The sequence below is a fragment of the Leuconostoc sp. UCMA20149 genome, from assembly GCF_030400235.1.
In the GTDB taxonomy this organism is placed as follows: domain Bacteria; phylum Bacillota; class Bacilli; order Lactobacillales; family Lactobacillaceae; genus Leuconostoc; species Leuconostoc pseudomesenteroides.
The window spans coordinates 194602-207153 of record NZ_VJYC01000003.1 but is presented as its reverse complement, the minus strand read 5'-3'; the positions used below and the strand labels follow the sequence as shown (position 1 = coordinate 207153).

Sequence of the window (12552 nt, the reverse complement as noted above, 5' to 3'; positions counted from 1 at the left end):
TATTTGATATCAAACATCTATTCTTAAGTTTAGCAAAATCAGCCTTAAATTGCGAATAACTGCCATCAATCATTACAAAAATATCATTATATTGAGGGTTTATATTTTTGATATTTTCAGCTATAATTAAATAAATATTTCACAAGGAATGAAGGAATTTTCTACTATGAACTTAACTGCTACAATTGCTGGTTTTAACTTTGAACACGTTATGCTAAACGCCGCTGGTGTGATGTGTCAAACCGCCGAAGAATTAGACAGCGTGCTGGCATCAGCTCATACAGGTGCTGTGGTGACCAAATCAGCTACCACTAACTTACGTCCCGGAAATCCCGCACCGCGCTATTATGAATTGCCCAACACACTAGGCACTATCAATTCAATGGGACTTCCTAACGAAGGCTTTGACTACTATATGGACTATGTCACAAAAAAGCAGAGCCAAAAGCCTATTTTCTTTTCAATTGCTGGATTATCAAAGCAAGAAAATCTTGATATGTTGCATCAATTACAAGATTCAGAATTTAGTGGTTTAGTTGAACTCAATCTTTCTTGCCCAAATGTTCCCGGAAAACCACAAACTGCCTATGACTTTGAAGCTACTCAAGCGATTCTGACTGAGGCGTTCGCATTTTTCAAAAAACCTTTAGGTGTTAAGTTACCTCCCTATTTTGATATCGTGCATTTCGATGACATCGCCAACATTTTAAATCAATTCCCATTGGCATTTGTCAATACGATCAATTCAATTGGTAATGGTTTGGTAATCGATGATGATACCGACACTGTTGTCATCAAGCCAAAAGGCGGATTTGGTGGTATAGGCGGAACACTGGTCAAAGCGACTGCGCTTGCAAATGTTCGCGCCCTTCGATTGCGTTTAAATCCTGAAATCAAAATTATTGGGACAGGTGGCGTTACTTCCGGACGTGATGTTTATGATCATATCTTATGTGGTGCTGATTTAGTAGAAGTTGGCTCACAGCTAGCCATTGAGGGTGTTGCCGTCTTTGAGCGACTCGAACGTGAATTGGCCGACATCATAACAAAAAAAGGTTATTCATCCCTCGCGGAATTCCGCGGTCAACTAAAAGTGATTGCATAAAAAAAGTTGCCATTCATTTGGCAACTTTTTTTATGAGTTATTTTTTAAATGTTCAACATCACGTGCAATCATTAATTCTTCATTTGTTGGAATTAACAAGCCAGTAACCGTTGACTCGGGCTTTGTTATGACTGTTTCCTTACCACGAACATTGTTTGCCGTCTCATCCAAGACAACACCAGCAAATTGCAAGGCATTCAAAACTTTCGCACGAGTGACTGGATCATTTTCACCAATACCCGCAGTAAATATGATAGCGTCAACCCGTCCTAATTCAGCAAAATATTGACCGGCATATCGAATCACGCGATCATAAAACATATCCAATGCCAATTTAGCGTGAATGTTTGTTTCTTGAACGTCTTCCAAATCACGCATATCGCTAGAAATTGTTGAGACACCAAGTAATCCAGATTTTGTGTTGAGAACTTTCAACATTTCCTCGTTAGAAAGACCTTCACGTTCTTGAATGTAATAAATCAAAGATGGATCAACATCTCCTGAACGAGTTGCCATTGTTAACCCAGCTAAGGGCGTGAAGCCCATCGACGTATCATATGATTTACCATTTTTGATAGCTGTTACAGACGCACCGGCACCAAGATGAAGTGAGATGGCGTTGAATTCTTTCAATGGTATACCTAATTTTTCAGCCGCACGTTCCATAACGTACCGATGTGAAGTCCCATGAGCACCATATTTTCTGGCACCATAACGCGCATAGTATTCATAAGGTAAGCTGTACAAATAATTCTTTTCAGGCATAGTCTGATGGAAAGAGGTATCAAACACGGCCACAGAGATGGCGTGAGGTAATAACTTTTGGAACGCTCTAATACCCATTGCATTGGCTGGATTGTGCAATGGCGCATAAGCTGCCAAACGATCAATTTTAGCCAACACTTCATCTGTCACCACTACCGACTGATTAAACCACTCACCACCAGCAACTACCCGATGACCAACCCCAGTGATTTCCTGAAAATCTTTAATAATACCCAGATCCGACAGCCTTTGTAACATGATATCAATGGCTTCATGATGATCTTTAATAGCCAAAACATGCTCGTATTTTTGACCACCATTTTTAGTGAGCGAAATCTGTCCTTCTTCGGCGCCAATCAAACGAACAGGTTCAATATCTGCACCATATTTAATAGTAATAACGGCATCAGGCATTCCAATCCGTTCAACCATACCTTGTGTAATTACTTTTTCTTCGGGCATTTCTAATAATTGAAATTTCAGTGAAGAACTACCGGCGTTTACTGCCATTGTTTTTGACATCTGCGTCTACTCTTTTAATCCTTTGTTTATACTATTGTTCCTAATTTAGGAATTATGCTTATTTATTGTAACATATTTCAACAATAATGAAAACGTTTACACAAAATTTTCTTAGCAAAAATTTTTTATGTGTCAAATTAGTTTGTAGTGGTGCTACTGCCTACATGAGATTTTAAAACTTCTTGGTACGTTTAAAAAAGAAATATGATACAATTATTAGCGCAAGCAAAGAAGCATATTTTAGGATAATTATGGTAAAAAAGTGGCTACTTAGTAATTTAATTGGTGTGATTATCACCACAGTTGTCCTATTAACGACGGTAGGATTAATTGTATCGCTCATCTCAAAAACTGAAACTTTCACACGACCCGATAATGTACAATTACGAACCGGCCCTGGTCGTCAGTATCGTTCGACTGCTTCGCTCAAGCGTGGTACAAAATTGATTATCTTGGACAAACAAAACGGTTGGTGGCACGTCCGACGCTCTGATAATGAAAAAACTGGCTGGGTAGCGAGTTGGGTTGCAAATGCTGTTAACCTGAAACATGCTACTGCATTGAGTGAAGCCACCATTGTGTTAGATCCTGGTCACGGCGGCACAGATACCGGCGCCTTATCTAAGAATGGTAAGTATAAAGAAAAAACTTATACATTAAGAACTGCTAGACTAGTTCGTTCCGCCCTAGCGCCAAGTGGTGCTCGCATTTTGATGACCCGAGATAGTGATAATATTGTGCCTTTACTCAAAATTCCTTTAGTTGGTGAAAAATATAAGGCAGATGCACAAATCTCGTTTCATTTTGATTCATCCACAGTAAGTGCTTCAGGTATTTCTCAATACTATTATCATAAAAATGGTCAAAACCTAGCTCAAGCATTAAGTGACAGCCTTAACAATATGCCTCTGACTAACCGTGGTGTTGATACAGCACCATATATTGTTCTCAAAGACACGACACAGCCTGCCGTTTTGTTGGAAAATGGTTTTATCAATAATAACAAAGACCTCAAGTACATTCGCAAAACCAGTTACCAAAAGAAAATTGCAAAAAATGTTGTGGCTGGACTCACGACCTACTTCACCAAAAATACGGAGATGAAATAATGGCCCTATTCAAAAAAACACAAACAAAAATCGAACAAAATGCAACCACTCAGGCAACGGAACATGTCGAAGAAAAGCTTGAAGGCATGATTGTACAGCCATTCGCCTATAAAAAACTATTGATTATTTATCGTATCGAACAATACCCAAGCACTAGTAATCATATCGACAACAAAATTTTAACTTTCGATCAAAAAGAACCGCTATCCGAGCGCCGCTATAACGAAATCATTGAACGATTGAAGAACGATGAAAGTGATCGTATTTCAATCGTCAACATTTTACCTCTAGTTGACTAAAAAAATCGCATCAAAATGATGCGATTTTTTTATTTGGGCGCTAACATCGTCAGTGCTATCCTTTGACGTTTTTCATCAACAGATAGTACCCAAACATCTACAATATCACCAACTGAAACAACTTCTGCCGGATGTTTAATACGTCTCTTGCTCAAATGAGAAATATGCACCAAACCATCCTGTTTTACTCCTAGGTCCACAAATGCACCAAAATCAACCACATTGCGCACTGTCCCTTGTAGCTTCATGCCAGATTTTAAGTCTGCTACATGTAATACATCGGACTTTAATAACGCACTAACCATTTCAGATCGGCCATCACGACCTGGCTTTTGCAAACTAATAATAATGTCATGTAGTGTTTGAACACCAACACCTAATTTAGCAGCAGTGTCTGAGTTATCCAAAAGACTTAAAGTTTTATTGGCTATTGAAGATGATAATTCATGAACTGACAATTGCCCCATATCAATGATTTGAGTCGCAATGTGATAACTTTCAGGATGTATATCTGTATTATCCAATATGTTTTTGCCATCAACAATTCGCAAAAATCCTGCCGCCTGCTCATAAGCCTTAGGTCCCAAACGCGGTACGTCCTTTAACTGTGTGCGCAACGTAAATGGTCGCCCGTTTTGACGATAAGCCACGATATTTTCTGCTAATTTTTGATTAAGCCCAGCTATATGCGTCAATAATTTTGCTGAAGCTGTATTTAAGTTAACACCCACTTGATTAACCGCTGTTTCAACAACAGCGTCAACTTGCTCATCAAGTGCTTTCGCATTCAAATCATGTTGATATTGACCAACACCGACGGATTTTGGATCGATTTTGATCAGTTCCGCCAAAGGATCTTGAACTCTTCGAGCGATTGAAATCGCGCTTCGTTCTTCAACATGTAGATCTGGAAATTCTGCTCTGGCTGCCTCAGAAGCCGAATAAACAGATGCTCCAGCTTCATTAACAATTGTATATCGAACGCCTTTTATCAGATTTTCAGCAACAAATTCTTCCGATTCACGAGATGCTGTGCCGTTGCCAATGGCTACCAATTCAACGTTGAAATCTTTTAACAATTTTTTAAATGTTGTCGCGGCTTGATCTCGTTCGTGTTTACTTGCAGGTAAGTGAGGAAAAATCACTTGCTTAACCAAAAAATTGCCATTACCATCTATAATGGCTAATTTTGATCCAGTTCGAAAGCCCGGATCAAATCCCATCACAATTTTATTTTTCAACGGTGCTTGCATCAATAAATGATACAAATTATTACCAAAAACTTGAATGGCTTGTTGCTGCGCAATTTGTGTTAATTCTTGTCGAATTTCCCGTTCAATGGCTGGCTGAATAAAGCGCTTGTAGGCATCCTCAATAGCAAAATTGATTAGCTCACCATTTTTCTTTTCAATCTGTTGATGACCAATAATTTTAATTTTCATAAAATGCAATAATCGAGCGGCTGGGAAATCAATTTTAACAGATAATACGCCAACCTTTTCGCCACGATCAATTGCCAAAATTCTAAATTTATTTTCTTTCAACGATTGAATTGATTCATCAAAATCATAGTATTGTTCGTAAATTTTTGTATCATCTTTTGCCTCACCACCTCTTTTCAGAGTTGACAAGACATGCCCATCACGCATCATTCTAGTCCGAAGCCATTGCCGATAACTCTGATCTTCACCAAACTGTTCCGCCAAAATTTCATGTATACCAGCAGTTGCATCCGCGTCACGCTTTATAGTTTCATTAAAGTATGCGTGTAAGCGTTCATTCACAGACGTACCTAAATGGTTCAATAGCCAGTCAGCCAGCGGCTGTAACCCATTTTCACGGGCAATCATTGCTTTTGTGCGTCGCTTTTGTTTATATGGCAAATAAATATCATCAACTTCACGTATATTTTCTGCATCAATGATACTTTTAGACAGTACTGGCGTGAGCTTATCTTGCTCATCTATCGCACGTAAGACTGTATTTTTTCGTTCAGATAGTTCTTGAATTTTTTTGCTTGTAACCTGTATTTGACGAAGTTGCACTTCGTCTAAGTTACCAGTCATTTCCTTACGATATCTTGCAATAAATGGTACGGTTGCCGCGTCATTCAACAAGGTCAACGTTGCGCTAATTTGCCTAGGTTTAATGTTTGGTAATGCGTTATTAATTTGTCGAACTAATTCTTTCTCTGTTAATTCATATCTTGTCATACACTTGTGGATAGATCTGTTGGATCTAATCTGTTCTCCTCAAAAAATTGTCTAAAATTGTTGTTATTGCCCAATAGTTCGTAAAATGATAAAATTTGAATATTAAAAATATAAAATTTTTCGTAAAAACGAACATTAATAGGATTGGACCAATATATTATGTCTGAAAGCTATCAAATCAGCATCGCTAAGCTAAAACGTGACCTCCCAATTGTTCCTATCAAATCAGACCTAGCAATTGCGTCTTTTGTGCTGCTAGGTGACGCTGAATTAGCACACGTCGCTGCCGTTGAATTGTCTAAAGCAATTGATTTTGAATTTGACTATATTGTGACCCCTGAAACTAAAGGTATCCCACTTGCTCAAGAAATGTCTAGGCAAACAGGAAATAGCCACTACATTGTCATACGCAAAAATGTGAAGTCATATATGACCTCACCACTCGTCGTTAAATCGTCAGCAATCACCACAGCCACACCCCAGACACTAGTTTTGGATGGTAAAGATGCTAAAATAATACACAACAAAAAAGTGTTGGTGGTTGACGATGTGATTTCAACTGGCGGTTCTTTAAAAGCTGTTGAAAAGATATTATTTCAAGCAGGTGCTCACATTGTTGGCAAATTTGCGATTCTAGCTGAAGGTCAAGCTGAGCAGCGTGATGACATTACTTTTTTAGCAACACTGCCGCTATTCAAATTAGATGGTGATGGTCACTGGGCAGTTTCTAATTAGAGCTAAAAGCCATCATTATTCATTGAAGCTTCAAATAAAGCAACAACATCTTCACTATTAAGGCTAACATAGCCATTTGTTGTTAGGTTACCAACGGCAACAGCACTATCTGCCATTGCTTTGAAATTTGTCGTGTCGGTAATACCAACACCAGGTAATGTCGTTGGCACTTCTAGTGATTTAATCCAATCAAATGTGGCCTGGATTGCCTCGCCTGCAACTGATTCATCATCTCCCGATAATCCCCAAACATGGCGCCCAAATGCTGCAAAACGAGGCAGCGTCTTCGCAGAAAGCGCTTTTTTCATCCAGCGCGGTGTTAATATGCCTAATCCGACACCGTGTGTAATGTCATAGTACGCTGACAATTCATGCTCAATTGGGTGTACTGTCCAGCCATTAACATTACCAAGTCCAACTGTGCCATTCAATGCCATGGTTGACGCCCACATCAAGTTAGCGCGTGCCTCATAATTTTCAGGTTCTGTCAGCGCAACAGGTGCCCATTTGATAACAGCGCGGTAAATACCTTCAATCATACCACGTGAAATGTCACTATCTTCCGACTGATCAAAGTATTGTTCTGATAAATGGCTAAAAATATCAATCGCTCCAGCGGCAGTTTGCCATTTTGAAACTGAAAATGTCAAACTTGGATCTAAAAATGATACATCGGGCTGGCGTAATGTTCGCGTGCCCAATTTTTGCTTTGTTTCAGGGTTACTAATCACAGCATTTTTATTCATTTCTGTTCCGGTAGCAGAAAGCGTTAAAATATCAATTATCGGCATTTGCGCTGTCGCTTTTTTGGAATCTAGCACCAAATCCCATGCATCCCCATCATAGCTTTTGGCGATAGAAATAACTTTGGCTGCATCAATCACTGACCCACCACCAACTGCGATAATCACATCAATATCATTTTCTTTGACCAGTTGTTGACCCTCACGTACTGAGTCAATTTTAGGATTAGGCGCAATGCCTGAAAGTTCGAAAATCTCGTAATCTTTCAGCGCACGCTTAACGCGGTCATACAGACCATTATTTTTAATTGAGCCACCACCGTAAGCCAGTAGGACTTTTTTACCAAACGGTGCGACTACACCTGCTAACTCAGTGTCCAGTCTATTTTCTCCAAAGCGGATATCTGTCACATTTTTAAAAGTAAAATTATTCATGATTTTCAAATCCTTTACTATTCTGTACATCAATTATACCACGCGATTCACGTGACAATAATGCTATCAATTGACACAAAAAAAACGCCACTTCCTAAGAAGTGGCGGGTAGGTAGATAGATACTACCCAGTTGGTCAAGACAATTATAGCAAATTACTGCCAAGCTTGCAACAATTCGCTTATCGATATCTGTCCTGGTGCACTAATTGGTGTTCCATCTAAAGTAGCAAACGTTAATTCAGAGCCAAATTGATAACCAGTAATCCGAGTTTTTTCACCTAATTGGCCCATACTCATTGTAATCAATGGCTTATCTTGTGATTTTGAGAAAGCCCGCGTTGCCAACAATAGGCGATCAACGTCGTTGGCATTTTGTGGCATCACTGCTAATTTGATAATATCAATGTCAGGCTTAGCCATATCTACCAGCTGCGCGTGCAAATCATCGGGAGTTTGATTCATGTCATGGTACGAAAAAATCACGGGTACCTGCTGTTGTCGCGCAGTGGTAATCACCCGCGTGCGCAGTTCTTCAGGCATTGTGTATTCAATATCCACGGCAGTAAAAGGATAACCAGATTGTAAAGCAAGCGTTAAAAATGTGGCTACTTCAACTGGTGACATTTCACCTTTTCCACCTTGAGACTGTGTGCGATAAGTTAACAATACTGGAAACTCACCAACACTGTTAAATACGGCAGCAGTCAGTTCCTTGATTACTTGCTGATTCATCATCGGCCAATTTGCCAAAAATTCTTGTTTAGCGTTGTCAATTTCTGCCAGCATTTTAGCTTCAGTCATTGTCGAGACATTTTTTTGATTCAGTTCCGCCTGCGCACCAGCTTTTACCTGCTGCCACATCACTGCTTGACTGAAATCATCAGCAATATAATCAGCTCGCCATTCAACAATATCTGGATTCTGTGCCTGCAATTTTTGGGCAAAAGGTGTTAGTTTGCCAGTTGGCCCTAACATCAATGGAACTGCAATGAGTGGCTTGTCAGTAGTTGCTGGAATATGTAGTAGTTGTCTTAGTGTCATGCCTTCAATCCTTTTTTGAGTTATTATTCAAAATGACTTACTAATTAATATGATACACCACCCAAATCATCGGTGGTTTTAAAGTTTGTCGCACGACGTAACGTGAATCACGACTCTCAGGTAATTTATTAAATTGATCAGCAGAAATAATAGTCAAGCGGTCTTGGTCATGGATAAAATCAGTCATCGCCACCATTTTACTAGGAGAAAAGATAACTGATGGTCCCCAAGCATCATCTAACCCAACATTAGTTAAATAGCGCTTCATCAAACCTTCCGTTGCTGCGTGTGTTAAGGCGATATTTCGCTGATACGCCAAATTTTCCACAACAATTAATGGCATCAATGGTAATGAAAATGTGGCGCGTATTGTTATATTTTCCCATGATAGATAATTGAAATCAACCCAGTTTAGATTTTGCTCCTGATTGGACCTAAAAGCCACTGGCATGATAAGTTCGTCCCCGCTAAAATCGGATAAATGTGTCAATATTTCTTCAAAAGTATCATGCAAAACTAGAGCTTGATTCGTCATATAATGTGTTGCAGCAACTTGTGAATCTGTGCCAATTGGTCCCAAAGTATGTAGTTTCATATTTTTACCTGTCTAATTGACGATTTTCTTTATCGATAGCCGCCTGCATGAGAATCGCCATCACAGCGTCAATCATATCATCCGTAATGTCCTCTGACAATGCGAAATCTGCTTTTAAATCATTTCGCAAGCGAACCATTCGATTTGTTTGAATGGTTGCTAATCCAAATTTTTCTTTATAGCGCGCTACTGATGAGACTACCTCTAATCGCTGGGCAATGATTTTAAAAATTTGGCGATCAAAGGCATCAATTTGTGAGCGAAGTGCCAGCAGAGCTAACTCATCCTCATTTGCACTAAATAAGGCAATGATTTCAGCTGCAATTCGTGCTGGTGTTTTTCCGACCGTTTCTACCGTCATGTTGGCAACACTTTGATATTTTGGATCACGTTCTTTCCAGAGTGCAAAGAATTCTGCGGTGGACTTTTCTTGCAGTAATGGCCTCTGTCCTTCAATGATGAGCCGCCCAATTGTACTCTCTAAGTTACCGTGTAAATAAATAATTGTTGCGGGTGAATTTTTTAAAACAGCTATATTTTCAGGTCGTTCAACGATACCGCCACCCGTTGCCACCACGCCATTAAAAGTCTGAACTGACGCCAAAACTTGCGTCTCAAGCGCTCGAAAGCCAATCTCGCCACGTTCTATAAAGATTTCAGGAATTGTTTGTCCTGCAACGCGTTCGATTTCTGAATCAATATCGATAAATCGTGAGTGATGTTGACGCGCGATTTCCTTGCCAACAGTCGTTTTACCGGCACCCATAAATCCCACTAACATCAGTGTATCTGGTTCTTTAATCATGATTTTTCCCTAATTATCTGTCTAATAATGTTTCTCGTGACGCTTTTGCATCAGTAATCATTGCCATCAGTTTAGAACGATCATTGGCAAGAATGGCCGTATTAAACTTTTCTAATTCAACTATTAGTTGTTTTTGACTAGCTAAAACAGCAGCGCTATTACTCAATAAAGCGTCTGTCCATAATTCTGGATCACTGGCAGCAATACGAGTTGTATCCTTGAAGCCACCCGCCACATATTGCCCGAACATGTTTGCTGGGCCCAAACGGTTAGTGGCAGCATTAACTAGTGAAAAAGCAACAATATGTGGCACATCACTGATCATAGCCATTAAATCATCGTGTTCATCAACTGACATCGCTTTAAAATTTGCGCCTAGTGGCTTGAATAAATCAATTAAGGGCTCACTTGTGCTAATGGTACTTGGCATCAAAAAGTAAGTAACATGATGATATAGCTTTATATCTGCCGCGTACACACCACTTTTATGCGTACCAGCCATGGCATGACCCCCAATAAACGTGATATTTTGTGGCGTTAATAATTTTTCTGCTAACGCCATAATCTCACGTTTTGTTGACCCCGTATCAGTAATAATCACACGTTCTTTTAACCTCAAATGACTTAACTGAACGATTAGTTGGCTAATAATATTCACTGGTGTTGCTAGAATAATAACGTCCATTTGCGATGCTATTTGTTCGATATTTGACGCTTTTTTGGTTATAATCCCTGTTTTTAAAGCGAAGTCTACTGCTTTAGTATCTGAATCAACACCAGTTACTTCGTGATTAGCATTTTGAGATAATACAGCCGCTATTGAGGCACCCATCTCACCTAAACCGATTATTGCTATTTTTGTCATTTTTTCTCTCTCATTAGGGCGTTCATATCTTCCAAAAAACCTGGATATGACACGCTCATCGCATCCTCACCCATCAATACAACGTCACCTTTAGTAATTAAGGCAGCAATGACATTCATCATACCAATGCGGTGATCGCCGTGAGAATCGAGCAATGCTGACTCGTTAAGCGCGTGTAATGGTGTTTTACCATGTATAATCATGCCATCTGGCGTTTCTTGAATATCTGCACCGATTTTGCTTAGCTCCGCTACCACAGTGGCAATTCGATCCGTTTCTTTGACACGAAGCTCTTCAGCCCCAGTGATAACGGTGTCACCAATCGCTTGCGTAGCAGCCAATGCTAAAATAGGCAATTCATCCACAGCGCCGGGAACATCTTCAGCTGTAATTTCAATACCATGAAGTGGTTGTGCTTTAACCATGATATCAGCCATTGGTTCGCCTTCATTTTGTATCTGATTCACGTTGATACTCGCACCCATGCGTTTTAACAACTTCAATACCCCATCTCTGGTTGGATTAATACCAACGTTTTTGAGGATTATGTCTGAATTGGGCGTAATTAGACCCGCCACCATGAAAAACGCCGCACTTGAAATATCGCTCGGCACGATGACGTTTTGCCCGAATAACTCTGGTTGTTTTGTCACTTCAATAACACCATTTTTACTGTTAATTACACCACCAAATTGTTTTAACATTCGCTCTGTGTGGTCACGAGTTGGCAACTTTTCAATCACTCTAGTCACACCGTCAGCCTGCATCCCCGCAAGTAATATAGCACTTTTTACTTGCGCAGAAGCAACTGGCATTTCGTAAGTTATCCCTTTTAATGTCTTATTCGCATGAAGTGTAGCTGGCAAAGTGCCATTCTCAGCTAACTCGATGTTGGCATCCATTTGTAGTAGAGGGGTTGCGACGCGCTTCATAGGTCGCTGACTAAGCGACTCATCTCCAAATAATTGGATATCAAAAGGCTGGCGGCTGAGTAATCCCATTAACAATCGTGTTGATGTCCCCGAGTTTCCCATATCAAGTGGTTGTTTTGGTGCCTTAAATTGATTAATTCCTCTTCCAACAACATGCAATTGTCGACCATTTTGTGTAATCGAAACGCCCAAATCTTGAAAAGCCCTCATTGTATGCATGACATCATCGGATGGCAAGAAATTTTCAATCTTTGTTTCACCAGTGGCAATTGCGCCAAACATCAACGCGCGATGAGAGATAGATTTATCACCAGGCACGGTAATTTCACCATGAAGGCCAGATTTAGGGGCTTGTGTCAATTTAATCATTATTATGTCTCCAATTTT

Annotated in this window: 12 protein-coding genes; 4 read left to right on the top strand and 8 right to left on the bottom strand. The window is 39.8% G+C overall.

Going from position 1 to position 12552, the window contains the following annotated elements; translation table 11 throughout:
* The first annotated feature begins 166 nt into the window (after positions 1–166).
* Positions 167–1105 carry a dihydroorotate oxidase gene (locus FF105_RS04225; protein WP_010278365.1) on the top strand — a complete coding sequence of 313 codons (939 nt, stop codon included), beginning with the start codon at positions 167–169 and terminating at the stop codon, positions 1103–1105.
* Positions 1106–1135: 30 nt separating this feature from the next.
* Here the strand turns inward: FF105_RS04225 and FF105_RS04220 are convergent, their stop codons facing one another.
* Entirely contained in the window at positions 1136–2392 is a 1257-nt protein-coding gene (locus FF105_RS04220; protein WP_139967584.1) for an acetate/propionate family kinase, read from the bottom strand.
* Between the two features lie 251 nt (positions 2393–2643).
* Here FF105_RS04220 and FF105_RS04215 point away from each other — a divergent pair, with 251 nt between their 5' ends.
* Together FF105_RS04215 and FF105_RS04210 are read left to right on the top strand one after the other, a co-directional pair.
* The gene (locus tag FF105_RS04215; RefSeq protein WP_010278264.1) at positions 2644–3501 is read left to right on the top strand and encodes an N-acetylmuramoyl-L-alanine amidase; all 858 of its coding nucleotides are present in this window, start codon (positions 2644–2646) and stop codon (positions 3499–3501) included.
* Positions 3501–3800: a hypothetical protein gene (locus tag FF105_RS04210; RefSeq protein WP_010278267.1), complete on the top strand. Its 300-nt coding sequence runs from the start codon at positions 3501–3503 to the stop codon at positions 3798–3800. Before FF105_RS04215 ends, FF105_RS04210 begins: the two co-directional genes overlap by 1 nt.
* A gap of 29 nt (positions 3801–3829) precedes the next feature.
* Here the strand turns inward: FF105_RS04210 and FF105_RS04205 are convergent, their stop codons facing one another.
* The gene (locus tag FF105_RS04205) at positions 3830–6013 is read right to left on the bottom strand and encodes a Tex family protein (protein ID WP_010278269.1); all 2184 of its coding nucleotides are present in this window, start codon (positions 6011–6013) and stop codon (positions 3830–3832) included.
* Positions 6014–6172: 159 nt separating this feature from the next.
* Here FF105_RS04205 and FF105_RS04200 point away from each other — a divergent pair, with 159 nt between their 5' ends.
* Positions 6173–6748 carry a phosphoribosyltransferase family protein gene (locus FF105_RS04200; protein ID WP_010278272.1) on the top strand — a complete coding sequence of 192 codons (576 nt, stop codon included), beginning with the start codon at positions 6173–6175 and terminating at the stop codon, positions 6746–6748.
* 2 nt (positions 6749–6750) lie between these two features.
* Here the strand turns inward: FF105_RS04200 and FF105_RS04195 are convergent, their stop codons facing one another.
* From FF105_RS04195 to aroA, 6 genes are all read right to left on the bottom strand, one after another.
* Positions 6751–7926 carry an iron-containing alcohol dehydrogenase gene (locus tag FF105_RS04195; protein WP_010278276.1) on the bottom strand — a complete coding sequence of 392 codons (1176 nt, stop codon included), beginning with the start codon at positions 7924–7926 and terminating at the stop codon, positions 6751–6753.
* A gap of 154 nt (positions 7927–8080) precedes the next feature.
* Positions 8081–8968: a type I 3-dehydroquinate dehydratase gene (aroD, locus tag FF105_RS04190; RefSeq protein WP_010278278.1), complete on the bottom strand. Its 888-nt coding sequence runs from the start codon at positions 8966–8968 to the stop codon at positions 8081–8083.
* A 40-nt stretch (positions 8969–9008) separates the two neighbouring features.
* A complete protein-coding gene (locus tag FF105_RS04185; RefSeq protein WP_010278280.1) occupies positions 9009–9563 on the bottom strand; it encodes a hypothetical protein in 555 nt (184 codons plus the stop codon).
* A 4-nt stretch (positions 9564–9567) separates the two neighbouring features.
* Positions 9568–10368, bottom strand: a complete 801-nt coding sequence (locus FF105_RS04180; protein ID WP_010278283.1) for a shikimate kinase — start codon at positions 10366–10368, stop codon at positions 9568–9570.
* A gap of 13 nt (positions 10369–10381) precedes the next feature.
* Positions 10382–11233 (bottom strand): prephenate dehydrogenase, encoded by an 852-nt coding sequence (locus FF105_RS04175; RefSeq protein WP_010278285.1) that lies wholly within the window; start codon positions 11231–11233, stop codon positions 10382–10384.
* Positions 11230–12534, bottom strand: coding sequence for a 3-phosphoshikimate 1-carboxyvinyltransferase (aroA, locus tag FF105_RS04170; protein ID WP_010278286.1), 1305 nt, complete (start codon positions 12532–12534; stop codon positions 11230–11232). Before aroA ends, FF105_RS04175 begins: the two co-directional genes overlap by 4 nt.
* Positions 12535–12552: the final 18 nt, after the last annotated feature.